The organism is Streptomyces sp. SN-593, from assembly GCF_016756395.1.
Classification (GTDB): Bacteria; Actinomycetota; Actinomycetes; order Streptomycetales; family Streptomycetaceae; genus Actinacidiphila; species Actinacidiphila reveromycinica.
The window spans coordinates 233,496-253,451 of record NZ_AP018365.1 but is presented as its reverse complement, the minus strand read 5'-3'; the positions used below and the strand labels follow the sequence as shown (position 1 = coordinate 253,451).

18 protein-coding genes are annotated in these 19,956 nt (G+C 74.8%); 10 read left to right on the top strand and 8 right to left on the bottom strand.

Annotation, left to right across the window (positions count from 1 at the left end):
• The first annotated feature begins 131 nt into the window (after positions 1–131).
• The 6 genes from RVR_RS01165 to RVR_RS01140 all read left to right on the top strand — a co-directional run bounded on the left by RVR_RS01165 (position 132) and on the right by RVR_RS01140 (position 8,676).
• Positions 132–1,061, top strand: a complete 930-nt coding sequence (locus tag RVR_RS01165) for a nucleotidyl cyclase domain-containing protein (protein WP_202231986.1) — start codon at positions 132–134, stop codon at positions 1,059–1,061.
• Complete coding sequence (locus tag RVR_RS01160; RefSeq protein ID WP_202231985.1) at positions 1,058–3,361, top strand: hypothetical protein; 2,304 nt, start codon at positions 1,058–1,060, stop codon at positions 3,359–3,361. Before RVR_RS01165 ends, RVR_RS01160 begins: the two co-directional genes overlap by 4 nt.
• Positions 3,358–5,151, top strand: a complete 1,794-nt coding sequence (locus tag RVR_RS01155) for a vWA domain-containing protein (protein ID WP_202231984.1) — start codon at positions 3,358–3,360, stop codon at positions 5,149–5,151. Before RVR_RS01160 ends, RVR_RS01155 begins: the two co-directional genes overlap by 4 nt.
• 183 nt (positions 5,152–5,334) lie before the next feature.
• On the top strand, positions 5,335–6,015 hold the full coding sequence (locus RVR_RS01150) for a vWA domain-containing protein (RefSeq protein WP_202231983.1): 681 nt from the start codon (positions 5,335–5,337) through the stop codon (positions 6,013–6,015).
• Between the two features lies 1 nt (position 6,016).
• Complete coding sequence (locus RVR_RS01145; protein WP_202231982.1) at positions 6,017–7,081, top strand: protein phosphatase 2C domain-containing protein; 1,065 nt, start codon at positions 6,017–6,019, stop codon at positions 7,079–7,081.
• A complete protein-coding gene (locus RVR_RS01140; protein WP_202231981.1) occupies positions 7,078–8,676 on the top strand; it encodes a hypothetical protein in 1,599 nt (532 codons plus the stop codon). The genes RVR_RS01145 and RVR_RS01140 overlap by 4 nt, the downstream gene beginning before the upstream one ends.
• A gap of 8 nt (positions 8,677–8,684) precedes the next feature.
• On the opposite strand, the gene RVR_RS01135 is transcribed toward RVR_RS01140, so the two are convergent.
• Positions 8,685–9,374, bottom strand: a complete 690-nt coding sequence (locus tag RVR_RS01135) for a Crp/Fnr family transcriptional regulator (protein ID WP_202231980.1) — start codon at positions 9,372–9,374, stop codon at positions 8,685–8,687.
• 198 nt (positions 9,375–9,572) lie between these two features.
• A complete protein-coding gene (locus tag RVR_RS01130) occupies positions 9,573–10,079 on the bottom strand; it encodes a Pycsar system effector family protein (protein ID WP_202231979.1) in 507 nt (168 codons plus the stop codon).
• Between the two features lie 146 nt (positions 10,080–10,225).
• On the opposite strand from RVR_RS01130, the gene RVR_RS01125 reads away from it, so the two are divergent.
• A complete protein-coding gene (locus RVR_RS01125) occupies positions 10,226–10,966 on the top strand; it encodes a Crp/Fnr family transcriptional regulator (RefSeq protein ID WP_237404499.1) in 741 nt (246 codons plus the stop codon).
• 426 nt (positions 10,967–11,392) lie between these two features.
• Positions 11,393–12,109: a GAF and ANTAR domain-containing protein gene (locus tag RVR_RS01120; protein ID WP_202238297.1), complete on the top strand. Its 717-nt coding sequence runs from the start codon at positions 11,393–11,395 to the stop codon at positions 12,107–12,109.
• Between the two features lie 46 nt (positions 12,110–12,155).
• Here the strand turns inward: RVR_RS01120 and RVR_RS01115 are convergent, their stop codons facing one another.
• The 6 genes from RVR_RS01115 to RVR_RS01090 form a co-directional block, all read right to left on the bottom strand.
• The gene (locus tag RVR_RS01115; RefSeq protein ID WP_202231978.1) at positions 12,156–12,893 is read right to left on the bottom strand and encodes a GAF and ANTAR domain-containing protein; all 738 of its coding nucleotides are present in this window, start codon (positions 12,891–12,893) and stop codon (positions 12,156–12,158) included.
• Between the two features lie 547 nt (positions 12,894–13,440).
• Positions 13,441–14,340, bottom strand: coding sequence for a SigB/SigF/SigG family RNA polymerase sigma factor (locus RVR_RS01110; protein ID WP_202231977.1), 900 nt, complete (start codon positions 14,338–14,340; stop codon positions 13,441–13,443).
• 265 nt (positions 14,341–14,605) lie between these two features.
• Positions 14,606–14,980 (bottom strand): hypothetical protein, encoded by a 375-nt coding sequence (locus tag RVR_RS01105; RefSeq protein ID WP_237405199.1) that lies wholly within the window; start codon positions 14,978–14,980, stop codon positions 14,606–14,608.
• A gap of 183 nt (positions 14,981–15,163) precedes the next feature.
• Positions 15,164–15,517: an STAS domain-containing protein gene (locus RVR_RS01100; RefSeq protein ID WP_202231975.1), complete on the bottom strand. Its 354-nt coding sequence runs from the start codon at positions 15,515–15,517 to the stop codon at positions 15,164–15,166.
• A 1-nt stretch (position 15,518) separates the two neighbouring features.
• Positions 15,519–16,829, bottom strand: a complete 1,311-nt coding sequence (locus tag RVR_RS01095) for a PP2C family protein-serine/threonine phosphatase (protein WP_202231974.1) — start codon at positions 16,827–16,829, stop codon at positions 15,519–15,521.
• On the bottom strand, positions 16,829–17,632 hold the full coding sequence (locus RVR_RS01090; RefSeq protein ID WP_202231973.1) for an alpha/beta fold hydrolase: 804 nt from the start codon (positions 17,630–17,632) through the stop codon (positions 16,829–16,831). Before RVR_RS01090 ends, RVR_RS01095 begins: the two co-directional genes overlap by 1 nt.
• Before the next feature lie 211 nt (positions 17,633–17,843).
• Here RVR_RS01090 and RVR_RS01085 point away from each other — a divergent pair, with 211 nt between their 5' ends.
• Together RVR_RS01085 and RVR_RS01080 are read left to right on the top strand one after the other, a co-directional pair.
• Entirely contained in the window at positions 17,844–18,407 is a 564-nt protein-coding gene (locus tag RVR_RS01085) for a Dps family protein (RefSeq protein ID WP_237404498.1), read from the top strand.
• Positions 18,408–18,624: 217 nt separating this feature from the next.
• Positions 18,625–19,929 (top strand): polyprenyl synthetase family protein, encoded by a 1,305-nt coding sequence (locus RVR_RS01080; protein WP_237404497.1) that lies wholly within the window; start codon positions 18,625–18,627, stop codon positions 19,927–19,929.
• Positions 19,930–19,956 lie beyond the last annotated feature (27 nt).

Here is a 19,956-nt window from a genome sequence, read left to right as displayed (position 1 = left end):
CCCGCGCGCGGCGCCCGGCGCCCACCGTTCCCGAGCGCCAGCACGCCAGTTGGCGTGGACGGGCCTTCCGACCGGTCCTATCCATGGACGTGACGGGGCGTTCGGAGTCCCCGCCCGTGAGGAGTACGACCGTGGTCACGCCCGACTCGCACCAATACTTCATCGTCCTGGTGGACATCGAGGACTACAGCCCGCGTCCCGACGCCGTGCAGGTCGCCCTGCACGACGCCGTCCACGAGGTGACGACCTTCGCCCTCGTCCAGCGGGCGGGGGTCACCCCGTCCGGCCACCGGTTCACCGACCGCGGGGACGGCATGCTGGTCCTGCTGCCGCCGACCGTAAGCCCCACGCTGCTGCTGCGGGAGATGGTGCGCGGGCTCGACGACGCGCTGGTCGAGCACAACCAGAAGCACGCCCCCGATTACCGGATGCGGCTGCGGGTGGGCCTGCACCACGGCCCGGTGGTGCGGAAGGGGAAGCTGTGGACCGGCTCGGCCGTCAACGACCTGGCCCGGCTGGTGGACGCGGACCCCGTCAGGAAGGTGCTCAAGGCGGCGAAGCGGGCCCACTTCACGCTGGTGCTGCCCGAGGCGCTGCACGAGGCGACGGTCCGCGGCCGGTTCCCGGGCATCGACCCGGCGGCGTACCTGCCGTTCGACTTCGTCACCAAGCACCAGGAGGAACGCCGGGGCTGGATCACGGTGCCCGGCTACGCGGCCCCTCCCGGACTCGCCCGCCCCGGGGAGCCCGGGACCAAGGGGACGGGGCGACGCGGCGGCGGGCGGGGACCGGACACGCCGGGCGGCCCGGACGGCGACGACGGAGCCGGAGACGACGGAGCCGGTGGTGAGGGGGCGGCTCCGCCCGCCGTCCCGGCGCGGGACGTCCTGCCGGGCGGCCTCGCGTCCCCGCCCCACGCCCGGAACGGACGCGGGGAGGCGGGCGACCTGCACGTGCGGGTCGAGGGAGGCGACTACGTGGCGGGCGCGAAGGTCGGCGGCGACCAGGTGCACGGCGACAAGCGCATCACCGTGCACGCCAAGGGACCGGTCCGGCTGTGAGCACGCCCGCGACCCCCGCCGCCTCTCCCGCCCCGGCCTCCGCTCCCGCCCCCGCCCCGGCCGCGACCCCCGCTCAGGCCGGTCCCGCCGGCCCGTCCGCACCGGGACCCGGCGCCGGCGCACCCCCTCCAGGAAGGCCCGGCGGCGCTCCGGCCGCCTCCGGCGGGGCGGCGGCCGGCCGCGCCGCGGGCTCGTCCGCCCCGCGGCACCAGGTCGGTGCGGGCGGGGGAGCGGCGCGGGCCACCGCCCGCTCCGGGCTGGGCAGCGCGCGCAGCATCGCGCTGCGGGAGGCCCGGGTCCGTGTGGTGCGGGGCGACGCCGTGCAGGGCGACAAGATCGTCGTGGTGGCGGGCGGCCACCGCGGTGTCACGCTGCGCGCGCTGTCGGACGCCACGGTGCAGGCCGCCCGCTTCGCCTTCCAGGACCCGCCCCGCTGGTCCGAGATCCGGTCCGCCGCATGGCGCCAGCGCTCGGTGGTGCTGCGCGGCCCGGCCGGCAGCGGCCGCAGCGCCGCAGCCGTCCGCCTGCTCCAGGCGGCCGGCACCGCGTCCTGGTACGCCGTGGACTCGGTCGCCGAACTCGCCGGACTCACCACCCTCGACGACCTCGCGCCCGGAGCGGGCCTCGTGGTCGGCAGTCCCCGCGACGCCGCCGACCTGCGCGGCCCGCAACTGGAGAACCTGGAAGGTCTGCTGGAGCGGGCCGACGCCAGGCTGGTGCTCACCGTCGGCCCCGAGGTCCGGCTCGACCGGACCCTGGCCGAGTACGTCCAGCAACTGGCCCGCCCGGACGACCTCGGCGCGGTGATGGCCGCTCACCTCGCCCACCGCACCGACGAGGACACCGCCGCCGCGCTGCTGGCCGACAGCAGGGTGGCCGGCCTGGCCGACACCCTGCTCGGCGGCTCCGCGGCCTGCCGCGACGCCGCACGGCTCGCCGCGATCCTGGCGGACGGCATCCTGGACACCGCGTCGGTCCGCGCCCTGTTCGCGCAAGGCGACGGCGACGACGCGGACACCTGGTTCGAGAGCCTCGGCGACCCGGTGCTGCGCACCCACGCGATCGCGCTGGCCTTCCTCAACGGCCTGCCGCGGGAGGACGTGGCGCTCGCCGCGGACGCCCTGCTGCGCCGGTTCGAGAGCGGCGGCCGGCTGATCGGCCTCCCCGCCGCGGCGGACCGGACCGTCCCCAGGGCGCGGGACCCGTTCGCGCTGCCCCTGGACGACCACCTGGACCGGTTGCGCGCGCGGACCGTCCCCTCGCTGGTGCGCGGCGACAGCGGGTGGCTGCCCTGCACCGTCGCGGAGTACCGGGACGACGCCATGCCGCGCCGGGTGATCCGGCACGTCTGGTCGCAGTACCGGGTGCAGGCCCAACTGCTGGAGTGGGTGGGGGAACTGGTGGACTCCCCGTCCCTCCAGGTCCGCGGCTTCGCCGGTACCGCCCTCGGGCTGCTCGCCACCGAGTCCTTCGACCTGCTGGCGGGCCGCGTCTTCCCCGAGTGGATCTGCCACGCGGAGTCCGGTGACCGGCGCCGTGAAGCGGTCGGCTACGCGCTGCGGATGTGCGTGGACGACCCCGCCCTGCACGACGGCGTACGGGCCCTGGTCGAGGGCTGGTTCCAGGACGGCGACTGGCAGGCCCAGGCAGCCGCGGCCCGTGCCTACGGGCTGTGCCTGGGCGGCGGCGACCTCGCCTCGGCCGTCGAGTCGCTCGTGCTGCTCGCCCGCGTCGACCACTTGGGGGTCGCCGTGGCGATCGGCGACAGCCTCGCCGACCTGATGGTCGCCGACGTGGAGCGCAACGCCGCGGTGGTGCTGGACGCCCTGACCGGCATGTTCGGGAAGCGGCGCAGCCGCGCCACCGGTCATCTGTGCTTCCTGATCCTGGTGGACGCCCTGGCGGCCGGTGCGCAGCCGGCGGCCCCCGGCGACCAGGGCGCCCGCCCCACCCTGCTGCACCTGTCGGTCCACGACCCCGCACTGCGGGAGACGCTCGCCTGGCTGTGGTCGGAGGTGATCGGCGGCGGCCTGTTCGACGAGGAGACGTCCCAGGTGCTCGGCCGCTGGGCCGCACAGGCCGAGCACGACGCCGGCCTCATGGACGACCTGCTGCGGATGCTGCGCCACCTGGCCGAACGGCACACCCGCGTCCGCCAGTTGCTGCTGCGCTACGCCGACGGCTGGGAGGGCGACCACATGCCGCGTCCGCTGCGGCGGGCGGCGGGGCTGCTGCGCGCCGAACTCAACCCCCGCCGGGCCGCACCCGTCCCGTCGGACCCGAGAGGAGAACCCCGGTGAGCGAAGCGGTCGTCCTGACCCTCAGCCGGACCCCGGTGCCCAAGGCGACACTGGCCCCCACAAAAGCCCGTTCGCCGCACGTGGCCGTGGTCTACGCCACGGCCGCGGGTGACGTGATGTGCTTCGACGGCCGCCCGGTGCCGTCCACCCGGCTGTGGTTCTCCAGGTACCGGCACCGCTACGAGGTGGACCTGCGCGGCTTCTCGGGCGAGGCGCGGGTCGGGCGCAATCCCCTGGTCTCCAGCGACGGGGTGCACCTCTTCGACGTCCGGGTGTCCTTCGAGTGCGGCCTCAACGGCCCAAAGGGGGCCGAGGAGTGGGTGCGCAGCGGCCTGGTGGACGCGCTGCCCACGGTCCACTGGTACATCACCGGCGTCTGCCGGGGCGCGGGCGGCGGATTCGGCATCGAGGACGCGGCCGGCCTGGAGGCCGAGCTGAACGCGCGGTTCGCGGAACCGGCCGACATCGGGGCGGGCCTGATCCTCTCCGACGTGCGGGTGGCGGTCCGGCCGGACGCGCGGTCACTGGCCTTCCTGGACACGCTGCTGGAGGCCGAACGCCGGGAACGCACCGGCAGGGCCGAGCACGTGCCCGACCTCGGGGAGCAGCGGCGGTCGATCGAACTGGGCGCCATCCGGCAGGAGGCCGACATCGCCGCCGCCCTCCAGCGCCGGAACGCGTTCGCCTATCTGCTGACCTCGGCCGAGGACCTGGTCAACCAGCACCTGGCCATGCACCCGACGGACACCGCGGGTGCGGTGGAGATGCGGATGCGGCTGGAGTCGGCGCGCGCGGCCCGTGCCGAGCAGCAGGAGACCCAGGCGATGACCCTGCTGGAACTCCTGGTGAACAAGGACATGATCCTGCCAGGAGACCTCAACACGATGCGCGACCAGTTCCTCGGGCTGGCCGGGCGGGCGGCCGGCGCCGCCCCGCCGGCCGCCTTGCCGGGGCCGGCCGCCGCGGCACCCGCGCTCCCCGCCGGGACCACCACGCCGTGGGCCGCGCCGCTGGGCACGGAGGGCACCTGGCAGCCGGCCGGCGCCCCGGGTGCCCTGCCGGGCGCCCCGGACACCCGGTTGTACGAGCCGACGCTCGCGGCGCCCCCCGTGACACCCGTGTCCGCCGTCCCGCTGACCGCGCTGGTCTACCTGGTGCTGGACGAGTCGCTGGACACGCCGTGCCTGGACGAACTGAACCGCGGGCTGCGCTCCCTGCACGACGGCCTGTCCGCCGACCCGGCCGTGTCGGCGGCCCTGCGGCTGTGCGTCGTGGGCATGGCGGGCGACCCGGCCGTCCGGCTGGGCCTGGCGCGGGTCGGCCCGGGGACCCGGACGCCGATCCTGCTCCGCCGCTCCGGGCTGTCGTACGAGCGTGCCTTCCGTTCGCTGCGGACGCTGCTGCCCCAGGACGTGACGCTGGTGCGGGCGGAGGGGGCCAGGGTGCTGCGGCCGGTGGTGTTCCTCCTGAGCGGAGGCAAACCCGCCGACGGCGAGGAATGGCAGGACGCCCTGCACGGCCTGACCGACGAGGCGAGCCACTCCTCCGCGCCCCGGATCATCGCCTGCGGCCTGGGCGAGGCCGATCCCCTCGCGATCAGCCGGATCGCCTCCCGGCCGGAACTCGCGCACATGGCCCCCCGCCCCAGCGAGCCGGTCGCGGCCGCGCACACGTGGGCGGTCTTCGTCCGCGACCGGGTCCGCGACTACGGCCGCCGGTTGGCGGCGGGCGGCACCGAGTTCGGTCTCGCCGGGCCGGACGGCTTCCGGCCGGCGGGAGACGCGCTGTGAGCGGGCGGGTCCGCCCGCGCGGCGGCACGCGACCGGGCCGTCCGCGCGGCGGTCCCCGGCCGCGCCACGCCGTACCGGCCGGGCGGGGACCGCCCGGCCCGCGCCCGGCGTCCGGCTCCCGCCGGACTCCGCACCCCATCGGACACGCCGGGCCTCCACGGGCTCCGGGAAAGGAGAACACCGGTGAGCGACACCAACCGGGCACGGCTGCTCCCCATCTACGTCCTCGCCGACGAGTCGGGCTCGATGAACCCGTACATCGACGAACTCAACGCGGGTCTGCGGTCCCTGCACGCGGCGCTGGCCGTCGAGCCGATGGCGTCCGCCAAGGTGCGCTTCTCCGTCCTCGGATTCGCCGACGACGTGGAGGAGCGCTTGCGGATGGTGGACCTGAGGGACGTGGACACCTTCCCGCGGCTGTGCACCCGCGGCTCGACCAGCTACGCCGCGGTCTTCGAGGACCTGCTGGTCCGGGTGCCGCAGGACGTCGGCGCCCTCAAGGCCGAGGGCTTCCAGGTCCACCGCCCCGCGGTGTTCTTCCTCAGCGACGGGGTGCCGAACGACGGCGACGGCTGGGAGGGGCCGTACGGGCGGCTGACCGACAAGCGCGTCACCCCGGCGGCGCCCAACATCATCGCCTGCGGCGTCGGCGACGCGGACCCGCACGTCATCGACGCGGTCGCCACGGCCCACGAGTTCGGTTTCATCGCTGATCCGGACGCGGACGTCGGTCAGGCGATCGCCAGGTTCTGCACCTCGTTGACCACCAGCGTCATCGCGTCGAGCCGTGCGCTCGACGCGGCCGACCCGCGGTTGACGGTCGACCGGCCCGAGCACTTCACGATGGCGATGGACGTGATCTGACATGGTGCTCTTCCCCCGCAACCCGGCCGTGGCGCCCGAGCCGCGGCCCGGCCCGGACGGCCCGGACGGCTTGGACGCGCCACCCTCCGCCGGCCGGGGCGCGGGGCCCGGCAACGCGCCCGGCGATGCCCCCGGCGCCCGGGGCGCCGCCTGGGATCCGCTGCCGCTGGGGCGGCCGGTGGCACGGTTCGAGCCCCGGCCGCCCTCCGGGCTGTCCTACCGTCCCGACACCGTCTGCGACGGCTGGTCCACCCCCGACCTGCACATGCGGCTGGCATCGGTGCGCGGTTACGACCACCGGTACGGCGGACGCCCCCGCGAGGACGACGCCGCCGTGGCCTGCGACCCGGGCAGCGGCGCGGTGGCCTTCGCCGTGGCGGACGGGGTGTCCCACGCCACCCAGCCGCACATCGGATCGCAGTTGGCCTGTCGCAGTGCGGTGGAGGAGATGCTCTCCCAGGTGAGGGCCGGCCGTGGCCCGGACCTCGACTGGGACCGGCTGCTGGCCACGGTGCACTGGCAACTGGTCGACCAGGCCCGACGCATCCTGCACCGGCCCGACGCCGGGCCGGACGAGGCCGAGGAACTGCTCGCCTCGACCCTGGTGGCGGGACTGGCCGTGCCGACCGCCCACGGTGTCGAGGTCGCCGTGGTCTCGGTGGGGGACTCGGGTGCCTGGCGGATCAGGGGGGACCGGATCGTCCGGCTGCTCGGCGGCAAAGACGGCAGGCCCGGCGAACCGGTGTCCTCCGTGGTCGAACCGATGCCCCGCGTGCCCGCGCGGGGCCCGAGCCCCCGGACCTTCCGCCTCGACCGGGACACGGTGGTGCTCGTGGGCACCGACGGCTTCGGCGACGCCCTGGACGACGAGGGAACGGGTCCGGTGGCGGCACTGTTCGTCCGCGAACTGCGCACGCCGGTCCCGCCGTTGCGCTTCGCCCACCTGCTCGACTTCTCCCGCGAGACCTTCGACGACGACCGTACGCTGCTGGCGCTGTGGCCGGCAGCCGGCCCGCCGGAGGGCGCCGGCCCGGCGCCGACGGCACAGGAGGCCCGGTCCCGATGACGGTGATCCGCTGCTCTCCGGAGGATCTGGGACCGTACGAGGAACACCGCCTGGGAACCGGTGGCCAGGGCCACGTGTACGCGGTGTCCGGCGCGCCGGGCGGTCTGACCGGGGAGTACGTCTACAAGGCGTACCGCCGCGACATCGACGTGGACGCCGCCGTGCTGGAGGAGATGACGGGGTTCCTGTCCGGGCTGCCGGCCGCCGAGCGGTCCTTCCTCGACGAGAGGCTGGCCTGGCCGGCCGCGCTGGTGGAGGACGGCGGCCGGGTGACCGGCTTCCTGATGCGGCGGGTGCCCGGGCGGTTCCTCCTCGACCCCGGTGATCCGCACGCGCCGACCGCCGCCATGCAGTTCCTGCTCAACGGGTCCGCCCACCTGCGGAACATGGCGGCCGTCGGACACCGCGGGGCCCTGCGGTTCGACACCGGTCCGGCCGACCGCCTCGGACTGCTGGCCGACGTGGCCCGCACGATCGACACCCTGCACCGCAACGGAGCGGTGGTGGGCGACCTGTCGCCGAAGAACCTCCTGGTCGCCCTCTCCCCGGACCCGCGGGTCTTGCTGATCGACTGCGACTCGATGCGGCTGCGCGGCCGCTCGGCGGTGCCGCCCGTGGAGACCGGCTCCTGGGCGGTGCCGTGCGGGGAGGACCCTGCCACGGAGGACTCCGACGCCTACAAGTACGGCCTGCTCGCCGTCCGCCTGTTCAACCGGGACCAGAGCAGCACCGACCCGGGCCCGCTGCGGGCCGTGTCGCCGGAACTCGCCGCCCTCGCCCAGCGGGCGCTGGACGAGGGCGAACCGCACAGCCGGCCGCGGGTGCGGGAGTGGCTCGGACCGCTGGAGGAGGCGCTCGACGCGCAGGCGCCTGCACCGACACCGACACCGGTGCCTGCACCGACGCCGGCGCGCCGCTCCAGGCGGCTTCTCGCGGCCGCCATGGCCGTCGTCCAGGTCGTGGGGGTCGTGTGGTGGCTGAAGTCGGAGATCATGCCCGGGTCGTCCGCGGACGCACGGACCCAGGCCCCCGGCTTCACCGCTTCCGCCCCGTACGCGGGCCAACCGACCTCCGAGGGCGGCGCCCCGGTGAACGCGTCGCCCGACGCCCCACCCTCCACGTCGCCGTCGACCCCGCCCTTTGACGTACCGGTGTACGTCGATCCCGCGGTGCAGGGCGTCGCCGGCAGCGCCGCCGTCGCCGAGATGTTCGGCGCGTACTTCGGAGGGATCAACACCGACCTGGAACTGGCGGCCGCCCAGATCGACCGGGACGGGAAGATGTTCAAGGAGAAGGGCGGCAAGGCGAAGTGGATGCAGGAGTTCGAGGACAGCGGCACCTGGGATTCCGACGTACGCCTGCACGCCCTGGTGAGGCACGCGACAGGCGACGTCACGGCGTCCGTCACGTTCCAGAGCGAGCAGAGGTCGGGACACGGACCGACATCCGCCTCGGAACAGACCTGCACGTTGTGGAAGGTGACGTACCGGCTCAGCGCGTACGGCGACGGCACGTACAAGATCTACGACGCGAAGGCCCCCGGGCCCCCGGCGTGCCCGGCGGGGACGCCCCTCGACAGCCCGAACTCCTCGTGAGGGCCGGGTCACCGCCCGGGAGCCGTCAAGCCTTCGAGCCGTTGCGGCGCCGGCAGCCGAAGCGAACGGCGGCCCGTCACGATCAGCCCTTCGGCCCGCCACTGCTCCAGCACCCGGCTCACCGTGCGCAGGGAGCTGAGCAGCAGCCCGGCGAGGTCCTCCTGCGACAGGGGCAGGGCGATGCGGATCTCTCCCGGCGCCTCTCCCGGCTCGCCGCAGCGGGCCGCCAGGTCGAGCAGCAGCGCGGCCAGGCGGCCGGCGACGGGCTCGGCGATGTGGGCGCGCTGGCGGTCGGCCTCGTGCAGCCGTCCGGAAAGGGTCTGCTCCAGCGCGCGGGTCACTGCGGGGTGGTCCCGGGCGTAGGCGTGGAAACGTTCGGCGGTGAACCAGAGCAGATCGACCTCGGTGGCCGTGTGCAGGGCGGCCGTCCGGCGGTGCCCCGCGATTCCGGCCTGCTCACCCAGCAGGTCCCCGGGGCCGCGCAGTGCCAGCAGCGCCCGGTACCCGCCGGTCGAGTGGGACACCACCTTGATCCAGCCGCGCACCACGACGATCAGGTCGTCGGACGGGTCGCCCTGTGCGAAGAGCTGCCGGTCGGCGACCACGCCGCCACGGCGGGCGAGCCCTTCGAGTGCGGTCCGGTCGTCGTCACCGAGCGCGGACCAGAAGACCGGGTCGGACCACACGGGTGTGTTCACGTGCCGCCCACCCCCCTGGAACGCGCCCGGCGTCCCCCTCGTCACGGCCACGCGCCCTCCCTCCCTGCGAACGGCCAGTGTCGCACCCGTTCCCTCCCACAAGCATCCATTCGCCCCATCTCGCACACACCAGGCGGCCGGGAGCCCCCGGCGATCCTGCGCCCCGGTGATCCGCGCCGCGAGGCCGCCGGACAGGCCCTAAACGGCGCCCGTGGCCGCCAGGACGGTTCCCGCGCAGGCCAGGGCGATCGACACCTGAAGGAGGCGGTGCTTGCGCCAGCAGATGCGCGAGACGGCGACGAGCTCCCGGGTGAGCGCCGGCAGGGGGTCGTGGGCGCGCAGGGCGTCCGCGAGGTCCGCCGGGTCCCAGTTGCGGAGGTGGCCGAAGTAGACGCAGTCGACGGACCGTCGCCGGCTGTGCGCGGCGCCGTCCAACCGCGGCGTGACGGCGAGGACGCAGACCGCGGCCGACACGACGAGCAGAGCGGTCCCCGCCCAGTGGCACAGGGCGAGGGCGGCCGCCCCCCGCCCCGCGGACGGCGGCGGCCAGCCGTCCGACAGCACCACGAGGGTCGTCGCCACCGCGGACTCCAGGCTGAGGACGACCGCGGCCTTGGTGTCCGCCTTCCCCGTCCAGTCCATGAGGGTTCCGAGGAGCCGCCAGGCGGATTCCGTCGCCTGCTGCTGTGCGCTCGCACCTGGCATGCTCGCTCCCCGGTCGCCGTGGAGCGATTCCGCTCCCGGGACCAGTTTCGACGACACCGGGCCCCGCCTCTGCCGCGCCTGACACACAGCGGGCACGGCGCGTCGGTTCCGATCGGGTGCGGGTTCTTGGTACGAGGAGGCTCGTGGTGAACGGGGTGCGGGAGCCGCGGGGAGCGGCGGCGAGGGCGTTCTCCGCCGGCGAGGAGGCGCTGCTGCGCGGCGCGGGCCGGCCGAAGGAGTGGCCGGCCGGCGCGGTCGTCCTCGTCGAGGGCGGTCCTCCGGAGGGCGTCGTCCTGATCCACGAGGGCCTGGTGAAGACGACCGCCGACACCCCCGGCGGGTACACGAGCCTGCTCGCCGTGCGGGGTCCCGGGGAACTGGTGGGGGAACTGTCCTGCCTGGACCGGCGGCCCCGCTCGGCCACCGTGATGGCCGTGCGACCGGTGCGCGGCACCGTCATCGCCGCCGACCGCTTCCTCCGCCTGCTGGAGCAGCACGACGCCCTGGCCCTCAGCCTGGTCCGCAGCATCACCGGCCGGCTGCGCGCGTCCGACCGGCTGCGTGCCGACCAGGGCGCCCTGCCCGCGCAGGCACGGGTCGCCCGCGTCCTGCTGGACCTGGCCCTGCACCACGGCGCCGGGGTTCCCCGCGCGCCCGGCGCCCGCGTCGTCGCGCTCTCCCAGTCCGAGGTGGCGAGCGCCTCCGGAACCTCCCGCGAGTCGGTGGTGCGGGCCTTGCGGCAACTCCAGCGCGACGGGGTCGTCTCCACCGCGCGCGGCCGGATCACCGTGCACGACCTGCGGGCCCTGGCCCACTGGACCGACCCGCCGGGCGCTCGCACCCCGCACCGGCGCCCGGGGGCGCCGGCAGGCCGTTGCCACCGCTGAGACGCGCCGCCTCGGCGTCCGGGGGCCGCGGCAGCCGCCGCACGTCGTGGGCCGCGAGGGGGTGTACCTCGGCGACCGCGGGGCAGGTGAACGGATCCGTGGGTGCGTCGGCCATGCCCAGCAGGGCGCGGCGCCGCCCGAGACCCCCGGTGGACGGAGCGGCATGACCGTTGTCCTGATCGGCCTCACGGCACCTTCCGCCCTCGACCCGTGCGGCGGCCTGAGGTACGGCGGTCGCCCCGCGGACCGCCGGAAGGGCCCGGAAGTGGGAGGGTGGGTGGAAGGACGTCGCCGGACCTCCGCCCATCCCCGGGCGGTGAGGGGATGACGCCGGAGGAGCCCTCCGCGACGGACGACCCGAAGCCCCCGGCGGCCCATCCCGCCGACCGGCCTGACGGACTCGTGAGGTACACCACAGTGACGAAGATGCACGAGCCGGGCACACCGGACCTGACGGGCCTGCTCCTGAGCACACGGACCCTGGAGAGCTTCCTCGAAGCACTCGCCCGGAGCGCGATGGACTGCGCGCTCGGCTCCGACGGCTGCGGCATCACCCTCCAGCGCGGCCGCCGCCCGCTCACCGTGGCCAGCGCGGGGAAGTCCGCGGAGCGGCTGGACGAGAGGCAGTACGGCCAGGACGACGGGCCCTGCCTGGAAGCGCTGCGCACGGGACACGAGGTCAGCGTCACCGACATGTCGACGGACGACCGCTGGGACGGCTACCCGGCCTTCGCGGCGGCCGAGGGCACCTACTCGTCGTACTCGATCCCGCTCGCGCAGCGCGGCGACACGGCCGGCGCGCTCAACCTGTACGCGCCGACGACACGGGCGTTCACGGACATCGACGTGATGGCCCTGCGTTCGCTCGCGGCCGAGGCGTCAGGTGCCATCGCCCTGGCCCAGCAGATGGCCGACGCCCACGAGTACGCCGCCGACCTGAAGGCCGCGCTGGACTCCCGGAGGGTCATCGACCAGGCGATCGGTGTCGTCATGGCCCAGCAGCGGTGCGCCCCCCAGCAGGCGTTCCAGCTCCTCCGCCAGGCGTCCCAGCACCGCAACGTCAAGCTGCGCGACCTCTGCGAACAACTGATCGGCCGCTTCGGAGGCACGGGCCAGGCCCCGGACCTGCGTCCGCGTCAGTGAGGGCGAGGAGCGCGGCACGCCGGCGGGCGCCGAGGTACCGCCACCGTCACGGCCGGCGCGGGTGCAGTTCCTCGCTGGCCGGAGGCTGGCCGGTGATGCTGGCGATCAGCTCCGCGCACAGCTCGCGGAGTTTGATGTTGCGGTGCTGGGAGGCGGCCCGCAGGACGTCGAACGCCTTCTCGGCGGTGCAGCGCTGCTGCCCCATGATGACGCCCATGGCCTGGTCGATGACGGTCCGCGACCGCAGGGCGGTCTGGAGGTCGGTGGCGAACTCCTGGGCGTCGGACAGGCGTTGGGCCAGTGCTATCGCGCCGGTGGCCTGGGCGGCCAGCAGTTTCAGCGGGGCCAGGTCCGTGTCGGCGAACGCGCCCGGGACCGGTGCGTACAGGTTCAGGGCCCCGGCGCTGTCGGTGTGCGGGGCTATCGGCAGCGACAGCGACGAGCGGGCGCCGCAGGCCGCGGCGTAGGCGGGGTAGTCGCCCCAGCGGCTCTCGCTGAGGGTGTCGGTGACGCTGACGATCCGTCCGGTGCGCATCGCCTGGAGACAGGGGCCGTCGTCCTGGCCGTACTGGGCCTCGTCCAGCTTCGTGGCGCTGGCACCCGCGCTCGACACCGTCACCGGGCGGCCCTGCCGTTCGATGGTCACTCCGCACCCGTCGGCGTGAGGGGCCAGTTCGAGCGAGCGGCCGGCCAGGGCCTGGAGGAAGTCGTCCAACGTGGCGGTCTCCAGCAGCAGCGCGATCACGTCCGGTGCCGAGGACTGTGGCCTGTCCGTCAATGTCATCTCGTTCTCGGTGGAGCGGAGCGTCCTGGCGCGGGCAGGGGGTACCGACGGTGTTGCCGGAGGGGGTCGCCACGCGCAGGCTCGCCGCAGAGGGGAAGAGGGGCGGCTGTTGCGGCTGGGTGCGCTACGAGCGCCTGCTGCGGGCCGGGCCGGTGCGGGGCGCGCAGCGCGTCCGGGGAGGGGGCGGGGCAATCTCCGGAGATCGGTCCCTGCCCTGCGCCGCGGCCCGGGGCCGCAGGGGCGCCCACAGGGCCGACCCGCGCCCCGCGTCCGGCTGGACTGCGGAACGGGCCGGTTCGACCGGCTCTTCGACCGGGCAGGCATCGTGGGTACGACGCTTGAGGGGCACGGGAACTCCACAAAGTTAAGTAACCTGTGGCCGCTTCCTGACCTCGTCACATTATGCCCTGTCCCGGCGGCGGCGTGCACCTGGCCACCGGCGCGGTGACGAGGCCGGGACCCGCGCGCGGGCGGCCGCCCGGGGGAGCGGGCGGCCGCCACGGCCGGGGTGACGGCCGCGCCGGGGAGGGCCCGGCGCGGCGGGGGGTCAGGCGGGGTCGGCCAGCAGGCTCGTCCTCAGCTTGAGGTAGATCCGGGAGAGCTGCCGGGACACGTGCATCTGCGAGCAGCCCAGTTCGTCGCCGATCTGCTGCTGCGTCCGCTCCTCGCCGAAGCGGAGCCGGAGCAGGCACAGCTCCCGCTCGGTCAGCTCGCGCAGCGCCGGGGCGAGACTGTGGCAGTTCTCGAAGAGCTCCACCGCCGGGTCAAGAGCCCCGAGGGTCTCGGCGGGGGAGCGGTGGCCACTGCGGCTCCCGCCGGTGGTCCCGCCGTCGAACACGGCGTCCAGGGACGCCGTGGAGTACCCGTTCGCCGCCGTCGTGGCCTGGACGACCTCGCTCTCCTCCAGCCCCATCCGGCGCGCGAGCTGGCTGACGCTCGGCGCGGCGCCCAGGTCGTTCTCCAGGTCCTCCTTGGCCTTGGCCAGCTCCACCCGCAGTTCCTGCATCCGCCGGGGCACGTGCACCGCCCAGGTCGCGTCCCGCAGGTGGCGCTTGATCTCGCCGCGGATGTACGGCAGCGCGAAGGTCGGGAACATCACCTCACGGCTGGGGTCGAAGCGGTCGACCGCCTTGATCAGGCCCACCATCCCGACCTGGAAGACGTCCTCGGCGTCGTCGCCGCCGCGGTGCCGGAACGGCCGCGCCGCGAACTGCACGAGCGACTGGTTCATCTCGATGAGCGTGTTGCGCACGTACTGGTACTCCCATGTCCCCTCCTCCAACTCGTCCAGCCGGGCGAAGAAGATCCCGGTCAGCGCCCGCGCGTCCTTGGGCGGCAGCGCCCCGGGGTTGTCGACCGCCGGAAGGCCGGCGGTGGACCGGGGTCCCGGGCGGTCCGCCGCAGCGGGGACGGGGGTGAGGGGTTCTTGCCGGGCGGCAGTGGTCATGGTCATACCCTTCGCGAAGTCTCGGCCGGTGGCGCGTAGCCACCACAAGCGGAGGGGGACGCCCTGCGGGCGGGCCGGTGCCTGTGGTTCCGGGAGAACCGGGTATGCCTCACTGCCGAAGCACGAGGGTTCGCCTCTCCCACCGCGGCGGCCGCAAACCTTTTGCCGCCTGTGTGCGGCGGACCCCGCCGCTCCGGACGGCCGCGGGGGCGCCACGGCGCGGCCACGCGCCATGACGCCCCCGCGGGGACCTTGCCGTCGCTGCTCAGGCCACGCCCGTGCCGTAGGCGCAGTTCGCCTCGTTGTCGCCCCAGTACTCGCAGACGCCGACGTACACGTAGTAGCCGTCGGCGAAGTAGTTCCGGTAGTCCGCCGTGCAGGTGCCGTTGTTCGAGGGGTCCCGGATGATGACGCCCACACTGCCGCCCTCGGGATCGGTCCCCGTGAGGGTGGCGACGATGCCCCGGCCGTCGGACCTGTTGTCGCAGACCGTGATCTTCTCCATCGACGGGTAGCCGCTCAGGTCGGCGTCGAAGAACACCGCACCGCTGCCGCTCGTCGTGTAGAGCCAGCCCACGTTGGCGGGCGGCACCGCGGCGCTCGCCTGCTCACTGGCACCGAAGGCAAGGGCGGCGATCATCGCCGCCACGACACCGAGTCTCCGCTTCCACTTCCACCGCATCAGCGGCCCCCATTCTCTTGTTCGATTCGGTGATCGAACGGAGTCTAGGGATCAACTCCCGGCACCGCAGCGGGATTTACGGCGATCGAGGTCGTGTCGCGTCCCCCGCGGGGGATGTCGGCGCCCGTGTCCGGGGGCGGGTCAGCCGGTGGCGGAGTCGGGGGCGGTGGCCGTCGTGGCGTCGGGGTGGATCGCGAAGACCCGGTCCAGGCCGACGAGGCGCAGGACGCGGGCGGTGTTGGCGGGGACCGCGGCCAGGGCGATGCGGGCGCCGTGCTCGGTGGCCAGGTTCCGGGCCGCCAGCAGGCCGCTGATGCCGCTGGAGTCGCAGAAGTCCAGGGCCGCCAGGTCGACGACGAGCAACTGCCCCGCGGCCAGGGTCAGACCGTCCAGGGCGGCCCGCAGGTCGGGCACCGTGGCGTGGTCGAGGTCGCCGGTGATCTCCAGTACGGGACCGGTGCCGGCGTCTCGGATGGTGATCGTCAGTGGGGTCATGTCAGCTTTCACTCGCGGTGGTGGGAGGCGGGGAGGGGACACCGAGGGCGAGGAGCGCGGTGTCGTCGTCGAGGCCGTCGCCGAAGCCGGAGAGCAGTCCGTTCAGCGCGGCGACCAGGGCGTGCGGGCCGGCCGGCGGCTGCGCGGCGGTGAAGGCGCGCAGGGCGTCCTCGCCGTACAGCCCGCGGTCGGGGCCGACGCGGGCTTCGGTCAGGCCGTCGGTGTAGAGGAGCAGGGTGTCGCCCGGCAGCAGGCGGGTGCGCGCGGCGGTGAACTCGGCCTGGGGCAGGACACCGATGAGCATGCCGCCGTGGGTGGGCAGGTAGTCGGCGGTGCCGCCGGCACGCTGGATGAGTGCCGAGGGGTGGCCGCCGGAGGCCAGGTGCACCCCGACGTGCCCGTCGCCGGGCTCCAGGACCCCGAAGATCGCGGTGCAGTAGCGGGCGTTGCCGCTGCTGTACCGCTCGTACAGCACCGTGTTCAACGTGGTCAGCACGGTGACCGGGTCGGGGTCGTGGAGCGCGGCGGCCCGCAGGGTGTAGCGGGTCAGCGACGTGACCGCGGCGGCCTGGGGCCCCTTTCCGCACACGTCGCCGAGGAAGAACCCCCACCTGCCGGTGTCCAGGGGGAACAGGTCGTAGAAGTCTCCGCCGAGCAGGTCCGGGGAGGCGGTGTGGTAGGAGGAGCTGGCCTCCAGGCCCGGCACGGCGGGCAGTTCGGCGGGCAGCAGGTTCTGCTGGAGGACGGCGAGCGCCTCCTGGAGCCGCTCGCGGTCGGCCTCGGCCCGCCGGCGTGCCTCCTCCGCCGCCTGGCGGCCGCGCAGCAGCTCGGCCTCGTAGGCGCGGCGGTCGCGGGCGTCGAAGACGGTGGTGCGGATCAGCAGCGGGGCGCCGTCCTGGCTGGTCTTCACCAGGGACGTGACCAGCACCGGCATGCGGCCGGCGGCTGCCTTGACGTCCATGGCGATACCGCTGGCCTCGCCCTTCAACCGGAGCAGCGGCGCGACGTGCGTCTCGTGGTAGAGCCTGCTGCCCACGGTGAGCAGATCCGTGAACCGCATCCGCCCCACCACCTCGGAGCGGTCCAGGCCCAGCCAGTCCAGCAGCGTGGCGTTGACCTTCGCGACGGTGCCGTCCATCAGCGTCGACAGGTAGCCGCAGGGCGCCTGTTCGTACAGCTCCTCCGTGCTGTCCTCCAGCAGCGCGGTGAACGCCGCGTCCGTGCCCTCCTTGTCCCGCTCCCCGTCCTGCTCTCCGCCCTGCTTCCGGTCCTGCTCCTCGTCCGGCCCGGGCGTCCGGCCGGCGCGGCACATCACCGGCTCCCGGCGAGGAAGTCGGTGATCGCCCCCGCGGTGGCCTGCGGCGCGCTGAGCTGCGGGCAGTGCCCCGCCGCGTCCAGGGTGACCAGCCGGCTGCCGGGGATCGCGTCGCGGACGTAGGCGCCGACACCGCGGGGAGCGATCAGGTCCTGCGAGCACTCCAGGACCAGCGTCGGCACCGCGACCGCCTTGAGGTCCTCGCGGCTGTCGGACAGGAACGTCGTGCGGGCGAAGACCCGGGCCATGTCCGGGTCGGTCGCGCAGAACGAGGCGGCCAGCTCCTGCCCGAGCTCCGGCCGGTCCGCGTTGCCCATGATGACCGGGGCCATCGACGCCGACCAGCCCAGGTAGTTCGCCTCCAGCGACTGCAACAGCTCGTCGATCTCCTCCGCGCTGAACCCGCCGCGGTAGCCGTCGTCGTCGATGTAGCGCGGGGACGGGGCGACCATCACCAGGCGGGAGAACCGGTCCGGCGCCTCGGCCGCGGCGAGCACCCCGACCATCGCGCTGACCGAGTGCCCCACGAACGTCACGTCCCGCAGGTCCAGTTCCGCGACCACCTCCAGCACGTCCCGGGCGTACCCGTCCAGGGCGGAGTAGCGCCGCTCGTCCCAGGCCGAGGGGTCGGACCGGCCCGAGCCCACGTAGTCGAAGAGGACCACCCGGAATCTCCGCGCCAGGGCGGGGAGGACCAGACGCCACATGTTCTGGTCACAGCCGAACCCGTGCGCCAGCAGGAGTACGGGCCCGTCGGCGGGGCCGCTGACGGTGACGTTGTTCCTGCGGCGGATGTCCATGCCCGCCAGTTTCCCATCCGGCCCCGCGCACCCGGGAGGGGCCCCTCGCCGCGTGTCCGGCTCGGCGGCACAGCCGATCGGGTGGAGAAAGCCGGGCCCGGCTGCGCGGCAACCGGCCCACCGGCGCTCCGGCTCCAGGATGGGTGGCGCGGGCCGGCACCCGGCGGAAGTGCCGCGCGGCGCGAACCCCTCCGACGGAAGGCAGAACACCATGAGCACGCCGCGGTACACCGTCCCCGGCATGTCGACCCGCGACGGCGGCGCGGTGATCGAACTCCTCAACCTGCGCCTGCACGCGCTCAACGACCTGGCCCTGACCCTCAAACACGTGCACTGGAACGTGGTCGGCCCGCACTTCATCGCCGTCCACGAGATGCTCGACCCGCAGGTCGAGGCGGTCCGGGCGATGGTCGACGAGACGGCCGAGCGGATCTCCACCCTCGGCGGCTCCCCGCACGGCACCCCGGGCGCCCTGGTCGCCGAGCGGACCTGGGACGACTACGGGATCGGCCGGGCCGGCGCCATCGCGCACCTGGGCGCGCTGGACGTGGTCTACACCGGTCTGATCGAGGAGCACCGCGCCGTGGCGCGCGCCACCGAGGAGACCGACCCGGTCACGCAGGACATGCTCATCGGCCAACTGCACAGCCTGGAACTCTTCCAGTGGTTCGTCCGCGCGCACCTGGAGACCGCCGGGGGCGACCTGAGCACCGCGGGGGCCGGGACGGAGCGCGGCGCCGCGGAACGGGCCGCCGGAGGCGACAGCTCCGCCTGAGGGAGTCGGCCTCCCGGGTCCGGGGGGGCCGCCGGACCCGGCCACCCGTCAGCCGTGACGCCGGTCGGCCGGCCTCCCGGGACCCTGGCCGTGCGCCTGGACGGGACGCCGGGCGGAAGGCGGGACGCGCGAACGCGCTCCCCACGACGCGTGCACGTCGCCCCGCGCGCCGTGGCACGTCGGCGCAGCGGCGCGACCTTCCAGAAGGGATGACCCTGTGAGCTGTTCGGCCTGGGCCGCCGTGCCGTCCTCGCCCTGCGCCCCGTCCGTCGCGGTCGGCGCCGGCCCTTCGCCCGAGGACACGCCGCGGACGGTGTCGTCGGTGGACGGCGACCCGGCGGCCGCGGTCACCGAGGTGTTGCGCGAGGTGCTGGAGGACCGCTCGGACCACGCGAGGTCCCTCGACCCGCGTTTCGCGGAGCACGTCGCCGGGACGCTCGCCGACTTCGCCCTGTCCGGAGCCTCCAGGCGACGGGCGGCCCTGGTGTGGTGGGGCTGGCGGGCCTGCGGAGGCGGCGCCCAAACGGTGGACCGGGGCGCGGCCCGTGACACTGACCGGGGCGCGGCCCGTGACGAGGAGCGACCCCCGGGCCGCGCCCCGGGCGCCGAGGACGGTCCGGGACATGTGCTCCGGGTCGCCGCGGCGCTGGAACTCATCCAGTGCTGCGCCCTGATCCACGACGACCTGATGGACGGCTCCCCCCGCCGTCGCGGCGGTCCGGCCGTCCACGTGCGGCTCGCCGCGGGCCACGAGGATACGGACCGCCCCGCGGCCGGTGTGCCTCCCGCCGGAGCCCCCGCCCCGTTCGGATGGTCGGCGGCGGTCCTGGTCGGTGACCTCGCCCTCGCCTGGGCGGACGACCTCCTCGCCGAGACCGGGCTGACCGGGCCGACGCGCGCCGAGGTGCAGGCACTGTGGCGGGAGATGCGCACCGAGATGGTCGCCGGCCAGTACCTCGACCTGGCCGCGCGCCCCGCGGACGCCGGCTCGGGCGACGACGCGCTGGGCACCGCGGTGCTCAAGAGCGGTTCCTACAGCGTGGAACGCCCGCTGTCGCTCGGCGCGGCGCTGGCCGCAGCGCCCCCGGACACACGGCGGACCCTGCGCTCCGTCGGACGCGCGGCCGGACTCGCCTTCCAACTGCGCGACGACCAGCTCGGTGTCTTCGGCGACACCGCGGTGACGGGCAAGCCGTCGGGAGACGACATCCGCCAGGGCAAGGCGACCCACCTGGTGGCGCTCGCCCTGCGGCGGGCCCGTCGTCGAGGTGACCGGCACGCGCTGCGCGTCCTCGGCGGGGCGCTGGGCAACAGGGAGCTGTCGCCGGCCGGCCTGGACGAGGTCCGGGCGGTCCTCGCGGACACGGGAGCCTGTGCGGCCGTCGAGCAGCGCATCGCGGACCTCGTCGCCGCCTGCGCGGTCGAACTGCGGTCCGCGCGCCTCGATCCGGCGGCCCGCGACCGCCTGCTCGACGTGCTGCACGCGGCAGCGGGCGGACCCGTCCCCCGGGGCCCGCGATGACGCCGTCCGGGCAGGGCCGTGCCCCGG